This is a genomic window from Comamonas sp. MYb69 (assembly GCF_037479315.1).
GTDB lineage: Bacteria > Pseudomonadota > Gammaproteobacteria > Burkholderiales > Burkholderiaceae_C > Comamonas.
On sequence record NZ_JBBGZG010000002.1, the window covers coordinates 254,878 to 275,690 of the forward strand.

19 protein-coding genes are annotated in these 20,813 nt (G+C 64.1%); 1 reads left to right on the plus strand and 18 read right to left on the minus strand.

Annotation, left to right across the window (positions count from 1 at the left end):
- Positions 1–29: 29 nt before the first annotated feature.
- The 6 genes from WH303_RS03300 to WH303_RS03325 are packed head-to-tail and all read right to left on the minus strand — an operon-like array spanning position 30 to position 7,125.
- Positions 30–1,592, minus strand: a complete 1,563-nt coding sequence (locus WH303_RS03300) for an ABC transporter substrate-binding protein (protein WP_339516993.1) — start codon at positions 1,590–1,592, stop codon at positions 30–32.
- Positions 1,593–1,643: 51 nt separating this feature from the next.
- Entirely contained in the window at positions 1,644–2,507 is an 864-nt protein-coding gene (locus WH303_RS03305; protein ID WP_339516994.1) for an alpha/beta hydrolase, read from the minus strand.
- A 28-nt stretch (positions 2,508–2,535) separates the two neighbouring features.
- A complete protein-coding gene (locus WH303_RS03310) occupies positions 2,536–4,212 on the minus strand; it encodes an ABC transporter ATP-binding protein (protein WP_339516995.1) in 1,677 nt (558 codons plus the stop codon).
- Complete coding sequence (locus WH303_RS03315; RefSeq protein ID WP_116925370.1) at positions 4,209–5,027, minus strand: ABC transporter permease; 819 nt, start codon at positions 5,025–5,027, stop codon at positions 4,209–4,211. Before WH303_RS03315 ends, WH303_RS03310 begins: the two co-directional genes overlap by 4 nt.
- On the minus strand, positions 5,024–5,968 hold the full coding sequence (locus tag WH303_RS03320; protein WP_182326223.1) for an ABC transporter permease: 945 nt from the start codon (positions 5,966–5,968) through the stop codon (positions 5,024–5,026). Before WH303_RS03320 ends, WH303_RS03315 begins: the two co-directional genes overlap by 4 nt.
- A 5-nt stretch (positions 5,969–5,973) precedes the next feature.
- Positions 5,974–7,125, minus strand: a complete 1,152-nt coding sequence (locus WH303_RS03325; RefSeq protein ID WP_339516996.1) for a C45 family peptidase — start codon at positions 7,123–7,125, stop codon at positions 5,974–5,976.
- A 242-nt stretch (positions 7,126–7,367) separates the two neighbouring features.
- On the opposite strand from WH303_RS03325, the gene WH303_RS03330 reads away from it, so the two are divergent.
- Positions 7,368–8,243, plus strand: coding sequence for a GntR family transcriptional regulator (locus WH303_RS03330; protein ID WP_339516997.1), 876 nt, complete (start codon positions 7,368–7,370; stop codon positions 8,241–8,243).
- A gap of 9 nt (positions 8,244–8,252) precedes the next feature.
- Here the strand turns inward: WH303_RS03330 and WH303_RS03335 are convergent, their stop codons facing one another.
- From WH303_RS03335 to WH303_RS03390, 12 genes are all read right to left on the minus strand, one after another.
- On the minus strand, positions 8,253–8,999 hold the full coding sequence (locus tag WH303_RS03335) for a siderophore-interacting protein (RefSeq protein ID WP_339516998.1): 747 nt from the start codon (positions 8,997–8,999) through the stop codon (positions 8,253–8,255).
- A gap of 150 nt (positions 9,000–9,149) precedes the next feature.
- The gene (locus WH303_RS03340) at positions 9,150–10,139 is read right to left on the minus strand and encodes a 2-hydroxyacid dehydrogenase (protein ID WP_339516999.1); all 990 of its coding nucleotides are present in this window, start codon (positions 10,137–10,139) and stop codon (positions 9,150–9,152) included.
- A 23-nt stretch (positions 10,140–10,162) separates the two neighbouring features.
- Positions 10,163–11,113, minus strand: a complete 951-nt coding sequence (locus WH303_RS03345) for a sugar kinase (protein ID WP_339517000.1) — start codon at positions 11,111–11,113, stop codon at positions 10,163–10,165.
- Between the two features lie 49 nt (positions 11,114–11,162).
- Complete coding sequence (locus tag WH303_RS03350; protein ID WP_339517001.1) at positions 11,163–11,975, minus strand: sugar phosphate isomerase/epimerase family protein; 813 nt, start codon at positions 11,973–11,975, stop codon at positions 11,163–11,165.
- Between the two features lie 191 nt (positions 11,976–12,166).
- Positions 12,167–12,922, minus strand: coding sequence for an amino acid ABC transporter ATP-binding protein (locus tag WH303_RS03355; protein WP_021027999.1), 756 nt, complete (start codon positions 12,920–12,922; stop codon positions 12,167–12,169).
- Between the two features lie 142 nt (positions 12,923–13,064).
- A complete protein-coding gene (locus WH303_RS03360) occupies positions 13,065–13,856 on the minus strand; it encodes a transporter substrate-binding domain-containing protein (RefSeq protein WP_373449255.1) in 792 nt (263 codons plus the stop codon).
- A 181-nt stretch (positions 13,857–14,037) separates the two neighbouring features.
- Positions 14,038–14,679 carry an amino acid ABC transporter permease gene (locus WH303_RS03365; RefSeq protein WP_116925378.1) on the minus strand — a complete coding sequence of 214 codons (642 nt, stop codon included), beginning with the start codon at positions 14,677–14,679 and terminating at the stop codon, positions 14,038–14,040.
- A gap of 16 nt (positions 14,680–14,695) precedes the next feature.
- Positions 14,696–15,367: an amino acid ABC transporter permease gene (locus tag WH303_RS03370; protein ID WP_116925379.1), complete on the minus strand. Its 672-nt coding sequence runs from the start codon at positions 15,365–15,367 to the stop codon at positions 14,696–14,698.
- Between the two features lie 118 nt (positions 15,368–15,485).
- The gene (locus tag WH303_RS03375) at positions 15,486–16,604 is read right to left on the minus strand and encodes a LacI family DNA-binding transcriptional regulator (protein WP_339517002.1); all 1,119 of its coding nucleotides are present in this window, start codon (positions 16,602–16,604) and stop codon (positions 15,486–15,488) included.
- A 313-nt stretch (positions 16,605–16,917) separates the two neighbouring features.
- Complete coding sequence (locus WH303_RS03380; RefSeq protein WP_116925381.1) at positions 16,918–17,904, minus strand: LysR family transcriptional regulator; 987 nt, start codon at positions 17,902–17,904, stop codon at positions 16,918–16,920.
- Between the two features lie 214 nt (positions 17,905–18,118).
- A complete protein-coding gene (locus WH303_RS03385) occupies positions 18,119–19,291 on the minus strand; it encodes an NADH:flavin oxidoreductase/NADH oxidase (RefSeq protein ID WP_339517003.1) in 1,173 nt (390 codons plus the stop codon).
- Positions 19,292–19,612: 321 nt separating this feature from the next.
- The gene (locus tag WH303_RS03390; RefSeq protein ID WP_339517004.1) at positions 19,613–20,518 is read right to left on the minus strand and encodes a hypothetical protein; all 906 of its coding nucleotides are present in this window, start codon (positions 20,516–20,518) and stop codon (positions 19,613–19,615) included.
- Positions 20,519–20,813 lie beyond the last annotated feature (295 nt).

A 20,813-nucleotide genomic window follows, 5' to 3' on the forward strand; every position in this document is an offset into this window, starting at 1 on the left:
GGCAATTCTGGCCACGCGCAGAGGCGGCTTTAGGGCGCGGCGCGGGTCACGCCCCAGAAGCGGTGCGTGCCGGCGGGCCAGCCCTTGTAGCCCTTGATGCTGGGCGCCATCGCGGTGACCACGGGCAGGTTGTACAGGCCGATGATCGGCACCTCTTTGGCCATCAGCGCATGGAGCTGGTTGAACAGGTCCTTGCGGCGGGCCGGGTCGCGCTCCATCGCCACCTGCTTGAGCAAGGCCGAGGCCTGCGCATCGTCCCACTGGCGGGTCGGTTCGGCCTTTTTGTCGCCAATCAGCGATTCATACATCAGCAAGGGATCGAGCCGCGCCGAGTAGGCAAAGATGGCCAGCTCGTACTGGCCCTTGCCATACAGATCGAGCTGCGAGGCCCAGTCACGCACCTTGATGTCGATGTTGATGCCGGCCGAGCCCAGCAGCGCCTGCAGGATGGTGGCCAGCTGCACGCGCTCCTGGCGGTTGGCCACCAGCAGCGTGATGGGCTGGCCCTTGTAGCCCGCCTGCTTGGCCAGCGCGCTGGCGCCCACCGGGTCATAGCCCGGCCAGGCCTTGCTGCGCTGGTCGTAGTAGGGGCTCAGCGGCGATATCACCGAGGGGTTGGGTGTGAACAGGCCCTTGCCGGCGGCCTCGGCCACATCGGGCAGGCTCAGCGCTTTGGCAATGGCCTGGCGCATGCGCATATCCTTGAGCGCCGGCGCCTCGGTCTGCAGCTGCAGCACCACCCAGCTCGGGGTGGGTTGCACCTCCACCTGCACGCCCTTGTCCTTGAGCACCTTGATGGTGTCGGGGTCCACATCGTCGATGACATCCAGGTCGCGCGAGAGCACGCCGTTGGAGCGGGTGCTGGCATCGGGCACGGTCACAAAGCGCAAGGTGGCAATGCTGGCCTGCTTGCTGCCGGCATAGCCATCGCGCGCTCCGGGCAGCGCACTGTAGTCGGCAAAGCGCTTGAGCTCGGTGTAGCGGCCGGTCTGCTTCTCGGCAAAGCTGTAGGGGCCGGTGCCGATCACCTGGCTGACGCTGCCGTTGGCAGCTACCGAGTCGGGGTGGATGATCCAGGGCGTGCACTGGATGGTCGCCAGGGTCATCAAGAAGTTGGGCGCGGGCGCCGAGAAGCTAAAGCGTACGGTCTGCGCGTCGACCGCCTTGACGTCTTGCAACGCCGGGCCGATCTTGCCGTTGTAGCGGTTGATGCACTGGAAGTTGGTCTTGGGATCGAGGTAGCGCTTGAAGTTCCACACCACATCGGCGGCCGACAAGGTCTTGCCATTGTGAAAGCGCACATTCGGGCGCAGCTTGAAGTCGTAGCTGGTGCTGTCGTCGTTCGCCTTCCAGCTGCTGGCCAGCATGGGCTTGATGCTCAGGTCCTCGCCATAGGCCACCAGGCCCTCGACCACATGGGCCATCACCATGTCGGAGTTGGCGTCGCGGTTGACGCCGGGGTTGACGCTGGCGATATCGGCATGCAGCGCGACGCGCAGCATATCGGGGGCGCCGGCGGCCTGGCTGTGGGCACTGAGCGCGCAGGCTGCGGCAAGCAGCGCGGGCGACCAAAGAGAGCGGCTGGTGGGCATGGTCTTCCTTGTGGTGGTGGGGACGGTGGCGTGGGGGCTTTGGACAGGTTCTTACACCGGGGCAGCTTGCGGCGCGCGCAGGCACTGCTGCAAGAAGGCCTCGACCGGCTCGATGACCTTGAAGGGCTCGTGCGCAATGCCGGGCACGGTGTCGCGCTGCACGCGAATGCCATGCGCGGCAAAGCTGTCGGCCAGCGCGGTGATGCGCTCGATGCGGTTGTCGCCCTGCAGCTGGGCACCATCCATCCACAGCGCGCTGTCGCGCGGGATGGTGATCTCCCAGGTGGCGGTGTCGGCCGTGCCGATGATGGTCTGCACGGCTACCTCGCGCATCGCGGCCAGGTTGAGGCTGCGGCCAAAGCGCTGCTCGATGTCGCGCACGCCCACCCACCAGTCGTAGTCGGTGTTGAGCAGGGTGACCACGCCCGGCGCGCCGATCGAGACGGCCTGCAGGCGCTCGGGGTGCAGCAGGAAAAAGCGCTGGCAGAACTGCCCACCGCCCGAGAAGCCATACATCAGAAAGCGCTGGCTGCGCAGGCGGTACTTGGCCGCCACCTCATCGACCATGGACAGCAGCACCTGGTCGTAGCGGATGCCATGGAACAGAATGCGCTTGTAGTTGGCCAGGTCGCCCGCCACGCCAATGCCGGCGGGGAAAAGCGGCGCCAGCACGATGCAGTCATTGCGGTCGGCAAAGTCGGCAAAGCGGTCGCGGTACTGGCTGGCGGTGCGGCCGGTGCCGTGCACGATCACCGCCAGGTCATAGCGCTTGTCCTCGCTCTCGCTGTAGTTCTTGGGCACATAGAGGCAGTAGCTGAAGCGCTGGTCGAACTGGCTGGCAAAAAAGGTGGTGGCGCCAAAGTCGTAATAGCTGAGCTTGATGCCGTGGCCCTGGCGGGCGGGAGGGGATGACATAGAAGACTCCTGAAAGGTTGCTTAATTTTTAGGCAGGGCAGGCAGCGCCGTTTGCAGAGGCGGAGGCCTTGTCCTCGGCATGGCGCCAGCGCAGATGCACGCCGCCATCGGGCGTCGCCTGTAGCATCGGGATGGCATCGAGCAGCTGGCGCGTATAAGGGTTCTGCGGCTGGTCAAACACGGCGTCGCGCGTGCCCTGCTCGGCAATCAGGCCGCCTTGCACGACGATGACCCGGTCGGCAATCTGCTCGACCACGCCCAGGTCGTGGCTGATGAAAAGGCACGAGAAGCCATAGCGCTGCTGCAGTTCGGCCAGCAGGTCCAGCACCTGGGCGCGCACCGTCACATCCAGCGCAGAGACCGCCTCGTCGGCAATCATCAGCGCCGGGCGCCGCACCAGCACCCGGGCAATGGCCACGCGCTGGCGTTGGCCGCCCGAGAGCTCATGCGGGTAGCGTGTCGCAAAATCGCCGCCCAGCCCCACATCGGCCAGCGCCTGCTGCACGCGCTCGCGCTTGCCGCTGGCGCTCAGGCCATCGGCCATGCGCAGCGCCTCGGCCACCAGGGCCTGCACCGTCATGCGCGGGTCGAGTGACGAGTACGGGTCCTGGAAGACCATCTGGCAGTTGTAGCGGTAGTCCTTGAAGCCGGGGCTACCCGGCAGCAAGGGCTGGCCCTTGTAGCGCAGGCTGCCGCTGGTGGGCTGCAGCAGGCCCGACAGAATCATGCCCAGGGTGGTCTTGCCCGAGCCCGATTCGCCGACCACGGCCACCACTTCGCCGGGGAAGATATCCAGGCTGATGCCCTTGAGCACGCGCGCCGGTGCCCCCTTGCGGAACCAGCGCTGGCGGCCGCCAAACTCCAGCACCAGGTCGCGGGCCGACATCAGCGGCGTTGTACGGTCGATCTGGCGCGGCGCGCGGCGCTGGGGCAGGGTGCGCAGCAGCTGGCGCGTGTAGTCATGCGCAGGGGCGGCCAGCACCTGGGCGGTGGGGCCTGTCTCGACGATGTCGCCCTGCTTCATCACCACCATGCGGTCCGCGTAGCGGGCCACCATCGGCAGGTCATGGCTGATCAGCAGCACGGCGGTGCCGTTCTCGCGCGTCAGCTCCAGCATCATCTCCATCACCTCGCGCTGCACCACCGCATCCAGCGCCGTGGTGGGCTCGTCGGCAATCAGCAGGGCGGGGCGCAGCAGCATGGCCGAGGCGATCATGATGCGCTGGCGCATGCCGCCCGAGAACTCGTGCGGGAAGGCGCTCAGGATGCGCTGGGTATCGCGCAGGCCGACGCGCTCGAGCATCGCATGGATGCGCGGCATGTGCTCATCGCGCGCCTGGGGCAGGTGCATGCGCAGGCCTTCGAGCAGCTGCTCGCCAATGCTCAGGGTGGGTGTGAGCGAGGTCATCGGCTCCTGGAACACCATGGCCACGCGCGGGCCGCGCACAGCGCGCAGCTGGCGCTCGTTCATCGCGTAGAGCGACTGGCCGTCCAGCAGGATGTCGCCTGCGCTGCGGCTGATGGCATGGGGCGTGAGCCGCATCACGGCGCGGCTGAGCATGGTCTTGCCCGAGCCCGATTCGCCGACGATGCCGACAATTTCGCCAGCGGCCAGCTGCAAGGATGCATGGCGCACCACTAGTTTGCCGGCGCCGGCCGAGAGGCTCAGGTTCTGGATCTGCAGCAGGGTAGGGGATGGGGTCATACGCGCCTCCGCATGCGTGGGTCGAGCCGGTCGCGCAGGGCGTCGCCGAGCAGGTTGATGCCCAGCAGTGCCAGCGAGATCGCCAGCCCCGGGAAAATTGCCAGCCAGGCCGCCTGGCTGACATAGGATCGGCTGCCCGCCAGCATGTTGCCCCAGGTGGGTGCGGGGGGCGCCACGCCCAGGCCCAGAAAGCTCAGCGAGCTCTCGGCCAGAATGATCCAGCCGCACATCGAGGTGGCCATGACGATCACCGGTGCAATGCAGTTGGGCAGCACATGGCGCAGCAGGGTGTAGGTCTCGGAGTTGCCCATGACGCGCGAAGCACGCACAAAATCACGCTCGCGCAGGCCCAGCACCGTGCCACGCACCACCCGCACCACCGATGACGCATAGGCCAGTGCCAGCGCGATGATGATGCCGCTGGTGCTGGCGCCAAACACCGCCAGCAGGCCCAGCGCCATCAACAGGCCCGGGAAGGCCAGCAGCGCATCGTTGATGGCCATCAGAATGCGGTCGGGCCAGCCGCGCAAGTAGCCGCTGAGCGCGCCAATCAGCACACCAAAGAAGGTGGCCAGAAACACGGTGCTGAGGCTGATGCGGATGCTGGTAGCGGTGCCGCGCATCAGGCGGCTGAGCACATCGCGGCCCAGCTCGTCGGTGCCCATCCAGTGCTGCCAGCCGGGCGCTGCCAGGCGGGTCTTGAAGTCGAGCTTGAGCGGGTCATACGGCGTCCAGAACGTGGCCAGCAAGGCCACGACGACCACCACGGAGACCAGGCCAGCGCCCAGCCAGAAGGAGAGGGAGCGGCGGTTCATGATGCGGCCACCCTGGGGTCAAAGATGGGGTAGAGCAGGTCCACAAAGAGATTCACCAGGACATAGATGCTGGCGATGAAGAGCAGGCAGCCCTGGATCAGCGGGTAGTCGCGGGCAAAGATCGCATCGACCAGCAGACGGCCAAGACCGGGAATGGTGAACACGGTCTCAATCACCGCCACGCCGGCGAGCAGGTTGCCCAGGATCAGGCCCAGCAGGGTCCAGGTCGGGCCAAAGGAACTTTTGAAGGCATGGCGCAGCATCACCGTCATCTCGCTCAGGCCCTTGGCGCGGGCATGGGTGATGTAGTCCAGGTGCAGCACTTCCAGGGTGGAGGCGCGGGTCATGCGCAGGATCACGCCGATCTCATGGAGCAGCAAGGTGGTGATGGGCAGCACCAGGTAGAGCAGCGCCTGCTGCGGGTTCTCGCCAAAGGCGACAAAGCCGACCACCGGAAACCAGCCCAGCTTGAGCGCAAAGAACATCAACAGCAGCAGCCCCATCCAGAACGCGGGCAGCGACAGCAGCAAGGTGGCGGTGGCGACCAGGGCCAGGTCGGTGAGGCGGCCTTGGCGCCATGCCGCCAGCATGCCCAGCGGCACGGCCACCAGGGTGGCCAGCAGCACGGCAGGCAGCACGATCTGGGCGCTGACGGCAAAGCGCTGCCAGATCAGCGCGGCAACGGGTTGGCGGTTGGAGATGGACTGGCCCAGGTCGCCCTGCAGCACATGGCCGGACCAGACCAGGAACTGCGTGGGCAGGCTGGCGTTGAGGCCCAGCTGCTCGCGCAGGGCCGCCAGCGATGCGGCATCGGCCGAGTCACCCAGCATCAGCGCTGCCGGGTCGCCGGGGATCAGGCGCACCAGAATGAAGACGGCCAGTGCCACGATCACCAAGGTCGGAATCGCCATGCCGATTCGGGTGGCAGCGAATTTCCACATGGCGCTCAGTGCTCCAGCGCAGCTGCAGCGGCTGCAGACGGTTCAGCCGCACCATCGCCATGCAGGCGGTAGGTGGTGAACTGGCGGTTGATGGCCGGCAGCGGTGCAATCTCCATGATGCCCAGCGCTGGCTCCATCACGATCATCGCGACGGTGGCAGTCAGGTTGCCGCCATCGGCGGGGCGCGGTGGGCGGCAGACCGCGTAGGGCGAGAGGAAGTCGTCAAACAGCGCCTTCTTCAGCGATTCGCGCGTCAGCAGGCGGCCTTGCTCCTGCAGGATCTTGCGCACCCGCCAGTCGCGGTAAAAGCTCTCGGGCACATGGGGGATGCCGGTGTCGCGCAGCTTGGCCAGCGCCACGGGGCTGACCCAGTGGTTGGCGTGCACGATCATGCCTTCCTCGGGGTAGAGCGGGAAGGCCTCGTCGGGTGCACATTCAAAGTCAATGCCAAAGCCCGCGGCCGATGCCACCATGATGTTGTTGGAGCAGGACTTGGGCGTGGTGGCCACGGCCTTGGCGGCCAGCGCAAAGTGTTCCTGCTCTAGCACCTTGCGGCGGATCAGACCCAGCGGAATGCCCAGCTTCGTGTAGTCGCGCTCGCACTCGAGGTAGTTGGCGGTGATCGAGATGCCTGCGGCGTTGAGGCCGCTGCGGGCCAGGCCGCCGGCTTCGACAAAGGTCAGGTAGTCGGGGCCATGGTCCTGGCGCACACGCAGCACCACGCCGGTCTCGGCGCATTCGGCGCGCCAGTCCCAGTTCTGGCCATGGATCAGGTTGCCCGAGGCGCTGCGCTCGGGCAGCAGCATGGCGCCGGTGCAGCCGTCGTCCAGCTCGTCATCGACGGGCTTGGTGGACTGGGCGCGCGCCAGGGCCACCACCTCGGTGCGGGCATTGATCATCACGATGTCGTCCAGCGCGACGCCCGAGCCCTCGGCAATGCCGCGCATTTCTTCGAGGTAGTTCTCGTCAAAGGCGGCGATCTTCTGGGCGTACTCGGCGATCAGCGCGGCCTTGTGCGCGGCACTGATGCCGTACTTCTCCAGCGCGCCGCCGTAGAGCGCTGCGCTGCGGGCAATGCGGTCTTTGAGCGCCGCGCCATACTGGCGCCCTCGGGCTTGGGGGGCGCCAGACAGCGTGACGAGTGGAAACGGCGACATCTTTTTCCTTTTGTGTTTTGTGAACTTTTAATACATTAATTTCCTGGTCATTGACTGTCAATTTGTTTTTTATAGAATCAAACAAAACTTAGGGAAACTACGATGAAGGATGCTGCCAAGACGGGAAGCCTGGCGCGTATGCTCGGGGCTGGCCGGCAAAAACAAGATGCTGCGCGCCGCCGCCATTGCCACCGGATTGCGCAGGCGCGGGCCGCAGCAGCACAACCAAGGGGAGAATCGGTTTGAAGCAATCGCTGAGTTCTTTGCAGATCGACGTCGCGCGCAAGCTGACGGCGCTGATGCATGGTGGCCGCTGGCGCGTGGGCGACCGCATCTCCGACCTGCACCTGGCCGATGAGCTCAAGGTCTCGCGCACGCCGGTGCGCCAGGCGCTGATGCTGCTGACGGCCCAGGGCCTGGTGGCCTACCACCCGGGCCGGGGCTTTCGGGTCGAGCGCGTGCCCGATGGCGACGATGCCCTGGAGCAGCTGGTGCCCCCTTCTGAGGCCGAGGCGCTGTACAGCCAGATCATGAACCACCGCGCCAGCGGCCAGCTGGCCGGCGAAGTCTCCGAAGCGCAGCTGGTGGAGCTGTTTGGCGTGACCCGGGGCGCCGTGCGCCGCGTGCTGATGCGCTTTGCCGCCGAGGGCCTGACCGAGCGCCTGCCCGGCCACGGCTGGCGCTTTACCGAGAGCCTGGACAACCCCCAGGCCGTGCACGAGAGCTATGACTTTCGGCTCATCGTCGAGTGCGGCGCGCTGAAGATGGCGGACTTTGCGCCCGATCCCGAGCAGCTCCAGCAGCTGTTCCGCGAGCAGTCAGACATCTTGCAGATGCCGGTTGAGCAGCTGCGCCAGGATGTGTGGTTCAAGGCCAATGCGAATTTTCATGAAACCCTGGTGTCCTGGTCGCGCAACCGCTTTTTGATCGAGTCGGTGCGCCGGCAGAACTCGCTGCGCAAGATCTCGGAGTTTGCGCATTTCAGCCACCTGAGCGAGCAGCACATCCGCCAGGCCTGCACCGACCACCTGGGCATTCTGAAGGCGCTCAAAGAAGGCGATGCCGACTATGCCGCGGCGCTGCTGCGCCGGCATATTTCGCGCTCGGCGGAAATCTAAAAACAGGGCCTAGGCTTTTTCCAGCTCGGGCTTGGGCGCGCGCAGCTCGTTTTCGCTCATGCCCCGGCGCCAGTAGGCCACGATCAGCTGCTCCTGCTTGCCCAGACCCAGGCTGTCCACGGCCCATGCGCGCAGCGCCTGCGCGGTGGCAAATTCGGCGCCTACCCATAAAAAGCGGCTGGCGCCTTCGGTGGCTTGTGCGGCGCTCCAATCCAACGCTCGTACCGCCCGCTGCAGCTGCTCGCCGCTGCCGGCTGCTGCGCCTGCGCGGTACAGCCAATGCCACTGCATGCCGGCTGGCAGGGGTATGTCGATGGCGTCCTGCGGGTCCGCTATTTCGCAAACCACATGGCCGCGTGTGCTGGCGGGCAGCTGTTCTGCAATGCGGGCCAGCGCGGGCAGCGCGCTGTCGTCACCGGCCAGCACCATCCAGTCGGCAATGCGGGCCGTGCGGCCACCGGGCTTGAGAATTTCGACACAGTCGCCGACCTGCGCCTGCTGGGCCCAGCAGGCACCCGGGCCGGCATCGGCATGCAGCAAAAAATCAATCTCCAGCCATTGCGCATCGGCATCGAAGGCGCGCACGGTGTAGACGCGTGTGCTGCTGGCGCCGTCGCGTTGCGGCGATGGAAACACCAGGCGGCAGTGGATGTTGTCGTGCTGGCAAAAGGGCGCCAACTGCGCGCCGGCAAAGCGGATGCGGCGGTAGCCGGCAGAGGGGGAGGCGAGGGAGAGAACCTGGAGCGTGGAGGGCATACCGCAGTCTAGAGACGGTACGAGATCGTACGAAAGAGGTGGCCGCTGGCCACCAGCAGGCGGCCAGCATCGGAAGGTCTGGCGGCCATTATGCGGGCGCGCCCTCCCTCATCCCGTCTCGCGCGGCGCAGCCCATGGCGCCGCTGGGGCTCAGGCCTGGCTCAGATCAAACCCACCCGCTGGTTGCTCACCCGCCAGCACCTGCAGCAGGTTGCTGGTGGCCATCTCGGCCATTGCGTGGCGGGTCTCGTGCGTGGCCGATCCGATATGCGGCAGCGCCACCACCTTGGCATGGGTGCGCAGGGGCGATTCGATTGGCAGCGGCTCGGTGGCAAACACATCCAGGCCGGCGGCGCGGATCTGGTCGGTGTCGAGCGCATGCAGCAACGCAGCCTCGTCGACGATCGCGCCGCGCGAGCCGTTGATGACAATGGCGCTGGGCTTCATCATCGCAAAGGCTTCGGCGCCCAGCAGGTGCTTGGTCTCGGGGGTCGATGGCACGACGGAGACGACAAAGTCTGCCTCGCGCAGCAGCGCATCGCGCGCAACATAGTGCACCTGGCCGGCCAGCGCGCCCAGCTCGCTCTCCGGCACGACGCTGCGGTTGTTGTAGAGCACGCGCATGCCAAAGCCCAGCGCCGCGCGCCGGGCCAGCGCCATGCCGATGCGGCCCATGCCCAGAATGCCCAGGGTCTTGCCATGCACATCCCAGCCAAACAGCTCCTCACCAATATTGCGCTGCCATTGGCCCGAGCGCACATACATTGCCAGCTCCGGAATGCGGCGGCTGGTGGCCATCAGCAGCGCAAAGATGGTGTCGGCCGTCGTCTCCGTCAGCACGCCAGGCGTGTGGCACAGCGCAATGCCGCGCTCGCGCAGCGATGCCAGCGGGTAGTTGTCCACGCCCACCGAGATGCTGGAGATCACCCGCAACTGCGGTGCTTCGTCCAGCAGCGCATCGGTGATCGGGTAGCTCGACCCGATCAGTGCCTGGGCCTGGGGCAGCGCTGCAAAAAAGGCATCGCGCTGCGCGGCGACGCGCGGGTTGGCCACGGTCACGTCATGCGCGGCTTGCAGGCGGGCCAGTTGGTCCTCGGGCAGTTCACGAAAAACCAGAATCTGGTGGCGGGTGCTGCTCATGGCTGCTCCTGGATGCGTTGAAATCAATAGCCGGCGGCGGTCAAGGCTGCGCGGGTCGGCAGGCCTTCGGAGTCGCCCAGCACCTGCACCTGCAGCGCGCCAATCCAGCAGCCGCGCTTGACGGCATCGGGCACCGAGCGGCCATCGAGCAGGCCGCTGATAACGCCCACGGCAAAGGCATCACCAGCGCCCACAGTGTCCACCACCTTCTCGACCGGGCAGCCGGCCACATAGCCGGTACCGGCCTGCGCGTCATCGTAGTAAGCACCTTCTTCGCCCAGCTTGACGACCACCAGGCTTGCGCCCTGGTCGCGGTAGAACCGGGCCACCGCTTCGGGCGTCTTGTGGCCGGTCAGCAGCTCACCTTCGGCCAGGCCGGGAAAGACCCAGTCCGCGCCCGCAGCCAGTGCATTGATCTCGCGGCGCATCGTGGCTTCGTCCTGCCACAGCGTGGGGCGCAGGTTGGGGTCAAAGGAGATGGTGCTGCCAGCTGCGCGGGCGATTTGCAGCGTGCGCTGGGCAGTGGCCAGGCTGGTCTGCGAGATCGCGGCAAACACGCCGGTGGCATGCAGGTGGCGGGCCGAGGCCAGCCAGGGCTCGTCGATGTCGGCCGGGGTCATCAGGCTCGCTGCCGAGCCCTTGCGGTGGTATTCCACCTGCGGGTCGCTGCCATCATCGCTGCGGCCCTTGATCTGGAAGCCGGTCTTTTGCGCCGGGTCCAGCACCACATGCTCGCAGTGCACGCCTTCGCTCTTCATCTGGTTGATCAGGTAGCGCGCCATCGAATCGGCACCCAGGCGGCTGGCCCAGTGGGTGTTGAAGCCCAGGCGTGCCATGCCGGTGGCCACATTGATCTCGGCGCCTGCAATGCGTTTGGTAAAGAACTCGGCGTTCTCCAGCGGGCCGGCGCGGTCGGCAATCAGCAGCATCATCGCTTCGCCAAAGGTGGCGACATCAAAGGTCTTGGTGGTCATGGCCGTGTCTCTCTTGGGTGCTGGTAGCTGTGGGTCTGTTGGGAGCTGATCAGGAGGCCTTGGCCTGCAGTGCCGTGGCATCGCGCAGCACGGCCAGCTCCTGCTGGGTGACGGCGACCAGGTCGTCGCCGATCAGCGGGTACTCGATGGCGCGCGGTGCATCGCTGGGCAGCGCGCGCAAAATCGCGCGCCAGGCGGCGGCCGATTCGGCCAGCGGCACGGCCACCCATTTGGCGGGCAGGCGTTGCACGCCCTTGGCATGCACATAGGCCACGCGGCTGCCAAACAGCTGCGCCGCTTGCAGTGCGCATTCGCCCAGGTAGTGCCAGTTGCCCATGTCAAAGGTCATCGGCAAGTTCAAGCCGGCGGCATCGGCAGCGGTAAAAAAGCGCTGCAGCGCTTGCACGGTGCCGGCGGCCGTGGTCTGGTCGTTCTCGATCAGCAAGGTCAGGCCCGCGCCATCGATGGCGCTCTTGAGCGCCGCAAAGCCCTGGGCCGAATGCGCGACCGATTGGCTGGCAAAGCCGCCGATCGACATCTTGAGCCAGGTGGCCCCCAGGCTGTGGCTGGCTGCTATCGCGTGTTGCACGGCGGCGGTGTTCAGGCTGCCGTCCATCGCAAACAGCGGCTGGGGGCAGGAGTAGACCAGGTCCAGCTGGTGCGCGCGGCCATAGGCGGCCAGCGCGGGCAGTTCCTCAGCGGGGTTCAGCAGCAGCTCTTCGCGCACTTCATAGCCATTGGCGCCTGCGCGGTGCGAGAGCTGGGCAAAGTAGAGCTGGCCGTGGCGGCGCACTTCGGCATTGCCAAACGAGGTGAGGGAGATCAGCGCGGGCGAGCCCGCGTTTTGCAAAGACAAGGCCATGGTTTTCGTATTTTTTGGCCGCTTACGCCCGTATACCAAGCGTTGACAGCTATTGATAGGTGAGCAAACAATCTGCAGTAACTTCGCACGTTCTCAAAAACTGGCGCGGCCCATCGGCGCACACCGAGCAAGGGCCTCGCCGGCCGCACCGCCCCGCAGCTCAGGGACGGCGCGAAGCGCCTCAGGGGGTGTCAGTGATTACTCAGAATTTGGCCCAGGAACTGCTGGGTCTTGGGGTGCTGCGGGTTGTCAAAGAACGCGGCCGGTGGGCCTTGCTCGATGATCTTGCCGTCGGCCATGAAGATCACGCGGTCGGCCACGCTGCGGGCAAAGCCCATTTCATGGGTCACGCAGAGCATGGTCATGCCGTCTTCGGCCAGGCCGATCATGGTGTCCAGCACTTCCTTGACCATCTCGGGGTCGAGGGCCGAGGTGGGCTCGTCAAACAGCATGATCTTGGGGGCCATGCACAGCGCGCGGGCAATGGCTACGCGCTGCTGCTGGCCGCCCGACAGCTGGCTGGGGTACTTGTCCGCCTGGTCCGGAATGCGCACCCGCGTCAGGTAGTGCATTGCGCGCTCCTGCGCCTCGGCCTTGCTCAGGCCGCGCGAGCGCATCGGCGCCAGCATGCAGTTCTCGACAATCGTCAGGTGCGGAAACAGGTTGAACTGCTGGAACACCATGCCCACTTCCTTGCGGATGGTGTCGATCGCCTTGCTGTCACCCGTCAGGTCCGTGCCGTCCACGGTGATCTGGCCCTTCTGGATGGCTTCGAGCCGGTTGATGCAGCGGATCATCGTGGACTTGCCCGAGCCCGAAGGCCCGCAGATGACGATACGCTCGCCGGCACGCACGTCGAGGTTGATATCGGTCAGCACCTGGAAGTTGCCATACCATTTCTCGACGCCTTGGAGGCGAATGATGGGTGCTTGCGAGGGGGTCGTCATAAAGCAGTCGTTTTTCAAGATGATTGCAACACTGGCATGCCCGAGCTAAGAGACAGCCAGCAAGGGCCGCCCCGCAGCGGTGCTGTCGTCCCCCTTCCAGGGGGAAGGCGCGCAGCGCCTCAGGGGGTAGCCCGTTCTAGGGTTAGTCCAGCTTGGGCAGGTCGGCGCCCAACCACTTTTGGTACAGCTTGTTCAGCTCACCATTGGCGGTGTTCTTGGCGATAAAGGCGTTCACGGCTTCGGCCACTTCGTCCTGGCCAGGGCGCAGCGCGACGGCCATGTTCTGCTGCAGCAGCTGGAACTTGTTCTCGAACTGGCCGGCAGGCGCGCGCTTGGCGATCTGGGCAGCCACGGTCACCGAGCAGCCGATGGCATCGACCTGGCCCGACAGCAGCGCTTGCATGGCCGATGCGTCGTCGTCAAAGCGGCGGATTTGCGTGCCTTCTGGCGCAGCCTTGGTGACGGCCACGTCCTGGGTGGAGGCACGGGCCACGCCCACGCGCAGGCCCTTGAGGTTTTCCGGACCCTTGATGGCGGTCTTGGTGGCGCCGTACAGCACGATCGATGCGGCCGAGTAAGGCTTGGAGAACAGCACCTGCTTGGCGCGCTCAGGCGTGATGGCCAGCGAGGCGATCAGCATGTCGACCTTGTTGGTCAGCAGGAAGGGGATACGGTTGGGGCCCGTCACGGGCACGATGTCGGCGGTCACGCCCCATTCCTTGGCCAGCAGCTTGGCCACGTCAGCGTCGTAGCCGTCAGGCTGGTTGCTGCCGTTCAGGATGCCGTAGGGCGGGAAGTCCACCAGCATGCCGATCGTAATCTTGCCCTTTTTCTTCAGATCCGCCAGCGACTGGGCCGATGCGGTCAGGGGCAACAGGGCGCTGGCAGCCAGGGCGGCAGCAGCGGAGGTGAAAGTGCGGCGGGAAATCTGCATGCTCATGTCTCCTAAGGGTTTAATAACGCAGCAAGAAGGGAAAGGGATTAAACAGGCCAAACGTAAGAAGCACTGGCGTCGTTGCAGCAGGGCCCATCGGCGGGACGCCGAGCAAGGGCCGCCCCGCAGCAAGGGCGTCGTCCCCCTGGGGGGAAGGCGCGTAAGCGACTCAGGGGGGTGTTCATCTGGCTTGGCGCTTCTCAAGGCGGCCCGCCCAGAGGGACAGCGGCCAGCACAGGATGAAGTAAACGGCACCGACGACACCGAACACCAGCATCGGCTGGAAGGTGGCGTTGTTGATGATCTGGCCGGCGCGCGTGATCTCGGTAAAGCCGATGATGGCGGCCAGCGACGTGCCCTTGATGATCTGCACCAGGTAGCCCACGGTGGGGGCCACGGCAATCTTCATCGCCTGGGGCAACACAACGGCGCGCATGCGCCAGAAGTAGGACAGCGACAAGGCCTCGGCTGCTTCCCACTGGCCGCGTGGCACGGCCTGGATACAGCCGCGCCAGATCTCACCGAGGAACGCGCCGCTGTTCAAAATCAGCGCAGCAGCGGCTGCCACCCAGGGGTTGATCTCAAAGCCCAGAATGGGCGCGCCAAAGAACACCAGGAACAGCTGCAGCAGCAGCGGCGTGCCCTGAAAAATCTGGGTAAAGGCGGTGGCAATGCCGCGTGCCAAGCCGTTCTCGGAGGTGCGCGACAGCGCAATCACCAGGCCCACCAGGGCGCCGCCGATAAAGGCGATCAGGGACAGGGCCACGGTCCACTTGGCCGCTTCCACGATGAACCACAACTCGGGCCAACCAAAAGTACGCATTTCTTGTTCTCCGAGTTCAGCGACGGTCTGGGTAGTTCAAGGCCATCTGGTAGATGAGCTTGAACAGCAGGTTGAAGGCCAGCGACAGCAGCAGGTAGATGGCAGCCACGACGATGTAGACCTCAAAGCTGCGGAAGGTCTCGGACTGGATGTTGGCGGCCACCGAGGTCAGGTCGTCGGCCGAGATCACCGACACCACGGCCGAGCTGAGCATCAGCAGGATGAACTGGCTGGTCAGCGCCGGGTAGATGGTCTTGAGCGCGGGCTTGAGGATCACAAAGCGGAAGATTTCCCAGCGCTTCAGATCCAGCGCCAGGCCGGCCTCGATCTGGCCCTTGGGGATGGATTCGATACCGGCGCGTATGATCTCGGTCGCATAGGCCCCCAGATTGACCACCATGGCCACCAGCGCGGCGGTTTGGGGCGACCAGCGCAGGCCGATGGCCGGCAGCGCAAAGAAGAAGAAAAACAACTGCACCAAAAAGGGCGTGTTGCGGATCAGCTCAATGTAGGCATTGATGACAAAGCGCAGCGGCGCAGGGCCCGAGGTCTTGCCCCAGGCGCAGACGATGGCGACGGCCAGGCCGATGACCATGGCAAGAAAAGACAGCTGGATGGTCACCCAGGTGCCTTGCAATAGCTGCGGCCAGGCTGCCAGGACCTGGTCGAATTGGAACGTGTAGTTCATGGCGATGCGGCGCTTTTGAAACCGGTTTCAGTAGCGCCGCAGTTTAGCGCAAGGTTACGGAACGATTACTAGGGTTTGCCCTAGTTTGGTGCGTAACGCTGTTTTTAGTGGTTGTGAATCAATGGTTTGGGGATTTTGTCGAGCCGCGCACAATGATGGTGCCTGGTAACTCGACTGTGCGGGCGGGGCTTTGCAGGCCCTGGATGCGCTCGATGAGGCACGTAGCTGCCGCCTGGCCCAGCGCATCGGTGGGCTGGGCCACGGTGCTCAGGCCCGGGCCCACCAGCGCAGCCCAGTCGGTCTCGTCCACGCCGATGATGCCCAGCTCCCGCCCGGGCACCCAGCCCAGCGCATGCACGGCGGTGGCCACGCGCAGGCTGGCCACGGCATTGCCGGCCAGCACGGCGGGGTGGCGGCCCGCTTGCTGCGCCTGATCGCGCCATTGCTGCAGGTGCTGCTGCAAGGCGCTGGCGTTGTGCGGGGTGCTTTCCCACACGCTGCCCTGCATGGCCGCCGGCTTGCCGCGCCCGGTGCTGCCTTGGCCTTGCAGGTAGCGGGCAAAGGCTTGCTGGCGTGCGGTGCGCGAGCTGACATCGGCAATCGGCTCGGTCACCAGCAGCACTTCGTCAAAGCCTTGCTGCTGCAGGTGGTCCATCGCGATCTGGATCACGCCGGGGTTGTCCACAGTCACAAAATCGGCGTCCATGCCTTCCTGGAAGCGGTCCACCAGCACGATGGGCTTGCCGTGCAGCTGTGCGTCCTGCCAGAGCTGGGCGCTGGTGTCCACGCGGTTCAGGATCATGCCGTCGAGCTGGTAGGCCGACAGCGCATGCATGGCATCGCGCTCGCGCCCGGCCTCATTGCCCAGGTTGAACAGCACCAGCAAATAGCCAGCGGCCTGGCAGGCTTTTTCTGCGCCCTGCAGCACCGCTACGGAGAAGGGGTTGGTCACATCGGCTACCGCCAGGCCAATGAGGCGCGTGCGGCCATGCTTGAGCGCCTGCGCCATCGGGCTGGGCCGGTACTGCAGGCTGGCAATGGCCTCCTGCACGCGTTTGGCCATGTCGGGGGTGAGGATGTCGGTGCGGCCATTGAGGTAGCGCGAGACCGTGGCCTTGGAGACCTGGGCCGCCAGCGCCACATCGGCAATCGTGGCCCGGGCCTTGGGGGCGGCAGGCTTGGCTGCGCCGGGCGGGTTGGGGCGCTGGGGAGTGGCGGTGGGCGCAGGCTTGGGCACGGGGCGGTCCAGGGTGGTCGTTACGGTAGCGATGGTAGCGCCGAACCGCCCTGGCCCGGCGCTGGCATGACCGCAGCGCGCTCGGGTCAGTCGCGCAGGTGCGGTGGCGGGCGCAGGGTGCGGTTGCATTGTCCAGGCCCGCTACATCGGCCGGTCGGATCGCCGCACTTGTCAGGATTCTCCGACTTGGCGCCTGTGGATAATTTTGTGCAATGTTGCCGTCGTTGCGCGAGAAACTCCCTGCAATCTCCCTCTAGAGAAGAAATGCACACCGGGAAGCCGGTTTCTGTGGATAAGTTAATTTCATAGCAACTTAGTCAAGTGCTGTGTGGGCGTTGAGGAGGCAGTCGATGAAGGCCTGCGCCACACGGCTCGGCGCGGGCGATAAGCGCCACATGGCCACGAATTGGCAGCGGTATTGGAAGCGTTCTGGCCGCACAGCCCGCATCAAACCTTGGTTTTCAAAACTGGCGGCATAGTGGTCCGGCAGAAATCCCAAAAAACACCCGGACAAAATCAAGGTGGCAATCGACTCCTGGTCAAACCCGGTGGCCGCACGCGGCAGCCGCACGCTGTGGCTCAGCTCCATATTGGGCGAGTGGTAGCCCAGGCCGGCAAAGGGGTAGCTGCGCAGCTGCTCCCAGTCCAGGTCTTCATGCGCCTGCTCCCACAGGTCATGGCCGGCGGCGCAGTACAGCTGCATGTTCTCGGCAAACAGATCGCGGTAGACCAGGCTGGCCGAGCTGCGGTGCGCCGGGATGATGCCCACATGAAAACGCCCATCCATCAGGCCGCGCTCGATCGCGTTGATCGAGCTGACGTGCAGCTGCAGGTTCACATCCGGCGCCTGGCCGTGGAACTGCGCAATCGCGCGGTGGATCTGGGCCTGCGGGTTGCTCACCGTCTTGTCGAAGATGGCGATCTCCAGATTGCCGCCCATGCGGGCATGGATATCGTCAATGCGGCTGCGGAACAGATCGACGCCGCCCAGCAGCTGCAAGGTGGCCTCGTAGACCTGGTGGCCCTCAGGCGTCAGCGCAAAGCCCGCGCGCCCGCGCCGGCACAGCACCATGCCCAGGCGGGTCTCCAGGTCCTTCATGTGGCGGCTCAAGGTCGACGTGCCGATGTTGAGCTCCAGCTCAGCGGCCGACATGCCCCCGCATTCCACCACGCTCTTGAAGACCTGCAGCAGCCGCAAATCCATATCGCTGAGCTGGCCCAGCACCGCGCGGGCGCGGCGGGCAGCAGCTGGGGGGTGGGGTGGGGAGGCAAACACGGGAGGGCGGGCAGGCATCCGCATAGCTTAGCGGCTTTGGGTGCTGCCGCCCTCGGTGTTTACAGAACGTGTTTAGAACCGCTTACACGGCCCAGCAAACCGAAGGTTTGAGGTTGAGGCTGGGCGCCCCCGACTGAGCGCCCCCGACGAGGTGCCAAGCCGCAGGCAGTACAGAAGTACGACAAGGGTTGGCGCGGCCGGCGAGGCAACGACGTATCAAGGTTTGTGTGAGTGGCTTTTAGCGCACGCCTACCGCTGCGCCACGGAAAAGCTTGCTGTACTCACGCGGCTGGCTGCGCCAGTACTGGCGCGGTGCATCCACCTGCGCGCCCAGGCTGGCGGCCGCATGCCAGGGCCAGCGCGGGTCGTACAAGGCAGCGCGGCCAATGGCGACGGCATCGGCCTGGCCCGAGGCCACAATGTGCTCGGCCTGCGCAGGCTCGGTCACCAGACCGACGGCAATCGTGGTCAGGCCCGTGGCCTGTTTGATGGCCTCGGCAAAACCCACCTGGTAGCCCGGCTGCAGGGGGATTTGCTGGGCAGTCGACAGCCCGCCCGATGACACATGGATGGCGCTGCAACCCAGCGCCTTCAGCCCCTGGGCCAGCGCGATCGAGCCATCGATATCCCAGCCGCCCGGCGCCCAATCCGATGCCGAGATGCGCACCCACACCGGCTTGGCCGCAGGCACGGCCGCGCGCACGGCGGCAAACACCTCCAGCGGGCAGCGCAGGCGGTTCTCCAGGCTGCCGCCGTAGGCATCGGTACGGGTGTTCGATAGGGGCGAGAGGAACTCATGCAGCAAATAGCCATGGGCCATGTGGATCTCGATGCCATCGATGCCCAGCGCATCGGCCGCCTGGGCCGCTGCCACAAACGCGTCCTTCACCTCTGCCAGCTCGGCGGGTGTCATCTCGGCCGGCGGCACCTCGCCCGCCGCATGGGCAATCGCCGAAGGTGCCTGCGCCACCCAGCCCCGGGGCGCATCAGGCGCAATTTGCGCAGCGCCTTCCCAAGGCAGGTGGCTGGATGCCTTGCGGCCCGCATGGGCCAGCTGGATAGCGACCGGAATGTCCGAGAGCTTGCGCAGCGACCCCATCAGCCGCCCCAGCGCCTGTTGGTTGTCAGCGGAATAGATGCCCAGATCCGCATCGGTAATGCGCCCCACCGCCGACACCGCCGTAGCCTCCAGCACCAGCATGCCCGCGCCCGATACCGCCAGGCTGCCGTAGTGCATCAGATGCCAGTCATTGGCATTGCCCTCTTGCGCCGAGTACTGGCACATGGGGGCGATGACGATGCGGTTGGGGAGGGTGAGCTGGGACAGGGTGAGGGGCTGGAACAGCTGCGAGGGGGCGGGGTTGCTGGCGGGGGTTGGCGTGGTCAGCGAAGGGGCGGTAGTTCTTTGCATGGGTGGGTGTCTGTTGGGTCAATGCGCCGCAAGTGATGCGCGCAGCGGCAGAGCATGCGCAGCGCGGCTGCATCGACAGGTTGCAGGAACGGGGTACAGCGTAGTCCCATATTCAAACCTGGGTGCGGTGGGGGATAGTGGAGGGTTGACCTGTTGGGGACAGGAGAGAGACCGCAATGCGGGAGGGTGCCGAGCGTTTGAAGGCAGGTTATGCATTCAGCGATGAATTTGTAGGCATGCTGAGCTGCTGCACGGCGGAATACTCGCCAGTAGGCCGCTTGGTGGACGTTGGACTGGAGGCATTCCTGCGTAGACGCGGGTTTACCAATTACCGGAAGACATCAACTCTGCCATCCTGTTCTCGGGATAGCTCGCTTTGTAGGTTGATATGAGAAATTTATATTTTCCAAATGCTGAATTACTGATTTTTCTAGCATAGTTCTTTTCTACAATAATCTCATACAGGCCAAACGCTTCTCGGGGATCTGATATTCTATTTTCAATAAGATCATTGAGATTTTTGACGAAATTTTCTTCGTTAGAAAAGGCCCTGAGTGAACCTACCCAGCTGGTGTATTTTGAAACGCTGCCAACACCCAAGAGACTCATGTCGCTGACCATCTCAGGCTTGTTTTTGTTCAATAAGTCAAAAATATGTTTGCGTTCATTTATGCTCATTGATTTTGCTAATTCATAGTTCTCTTGAAGATTTGATACCATCACTTCAAATCCATAATCATTGTTGGATTTGATGATCTCTGCAATGATATTATGGGCATTCGCAACAGGTGCATAGAGCATGTGTGCAAGCTCGCCGTAGTATTCCTTGTCACTGATCAAACCATCGGCTAATGCATTTTTTAAAATTTGGTGGGTATCTGCGAAGTTGCCTGATCGCGAATAGTCAAAAAGCCTGTCGCGTTTCATTTGTCTAATGGTCTGCAGACCAGGATAGGTCGATGGATCTGTTTCTCGCAAAGGCGTGTCAGCGATCGGGCTAGGGAGTTCATTGGTCAATAGCTTGCTGGCATTTTGAGATGCTCCCGGATCCTGAATAGGTGATTTGTCTTGGAGGCTATCAAGGGTGATAAGTACAAAAATACTTCCCAAAATAAATATTCCTACAATAAATATGAAGGCAAGTGTTGGATTTTTATAATTACGCATAGCTGCCATCGAACCATCTGTATGGAACTGTAAGGTTTTCCGAGTGGTAAATTTTTTCATGGATGTTTGACACGGTTGCAAAAGCAAGTGTACTACCCATTGGTATTATTTCTATGAAATGGTATTGAGAACGTGTGAGGAGTCTGTGCCAAGATTCCTTTTGTATCGAATAGAGTCTTCGTTCATTGTGCATGAAGACGTAATTTTTTCGATGCTTGTCGATATGAATCTGCGCCGAGGAGTGACTGAATTAAGCTATCAATCTGTAATATAAGTATTTGTGAGCTGATGTGATTGTGTAAATTTCCAGTATAAATATAACCATTTTCTAAAAAGGGTTGACGCCGTTGTCTCG

Excerpts from the sequence above, each read along its gene's own strand:
- WH303_RS03300 (WP_339516993.1), bottom strand. The coding sequence starts at position 1,592 with ATGCCCACCAGCCGCTCTCTTTGGTCGCCCGCGCTGCTTGCCGCAGCC.
- WH303_RS03305 (WP_339516994.1), bottom strand. The coding sequence starts at position 2,507 with ATGTCATCCCCTCCCGCCCGCCAGGGCCACGGCATCAAGCTCAGCTAT.
- WH303_RS03310 (WP_339516995.1), bottom strand. The coding sequence starts at position 4,212 with ATGACCCCATCCCCTACCCTGCTGCAGATCCAGAACCTGAGCCTCTCG.
- WH303_RS03315 (WP_116925370.1), bottom strand. The coding sequence starts at position 5,027 with ATGAACCGCCGCTCCCTCTCCTTCTGGCTGGGCGCTGGCCTGGTCTCC.
- WH303_RS03320 (WP_182326223.1), bottom strand. The coding sequence starts at position 5,968 with ATGTGGAAATTCGCTGCCACCCGAATCGGCATGGCGATTCCGACCTTG.
- WH303_RS03325 (WP_339516996.1), bottom strand. The coding sequence starts at position 7,125 with ATGTCGCCGTTTCCACTCGTCACGCTGTCTGGCGCCCCCCAAGCCCGA.
- WH303_RS03335 (WP_339516998.1), bottom strand. The coding sequence starts at position 8,999 with ATGCCCTCCACGCTCCAGGTTCTCTCCCTCGCCTCCCCCTCTGCCGGC.
- WH303_RS03340 (WP_339516999.1), bottom strand. The coding sequence starts at position 10,139 with ATGAGCAGCACCCGCCACCAGATTCTGGTTTTTCGTGAACTGCCCGAG.
- WH303_RS03345 (WP_339517000.1), bottom strand. The coding sequence starts at position 11,113 with ATGACCACCAAGACCTTTGATGTCGCCACCTTTGGCGAAGCGATGATG.
- WH303_RS03350 (WP_339517001.1), bottom strand. The coding sequence starts at position 11,975 with ATGGCCTTGTCTTTGCAAAACGCGGGCTCGCCCGCGCTGATCTCCCTC.
- WH303_RS03355 (WP_021027999.1), bottom strand. The coding sequence starts at position 12,922 with ATGACGACCCCCTCGCAAGCACCCATCATTCGCCTCCAAGGCGTCGAG.
- WH303_RS03360 (WP_373449255.1), bottom strand. The coding sequence starts at position 13,856 with ATGCAGATTTCCCGCCGCACTTTCACCTCCGCTGCTGCCGCCCTGGCT.
- WH303_RS03365 (WP_116925378.1), bottom strand. The coding sequence starts at position 14,679 with ATGCGTACTTTTGGTTGGCCCGAGTTGTGGTTCATCGTGGAAGCGGCC.
- WH303_RS03370 (WP_116925379.1), bottom strand. The coding sequence starts at position 15,367 with ATGAACTACACGTTCCAATTCGACCAGGTCCTGGCAGCCTGGCCGCAG.
- WH303_RS03380 (WP_116925381.1), bottom strand. The coding sequence starts at position 17,904 with ATGCGGATGCCTGCCCGCCCTCCCGTGTTTGCCTCCCCACCCCACCCC.
- WH303_RS03385 (WP_339517003.1), bottom strand. The coding sequence starts at position 19,291 with ATGCAAAGAACTACCGCCCCTTCGCTGACCACGCCAACCCCCGCCAGC.
- WH303_RS03390 (WP_339517004.1), bottom strand. The coding sequence starts at position 20,518 with ATGAAAAAATTTACCACTCGGAAAACCTTACAGTTCCATACAGATGGT.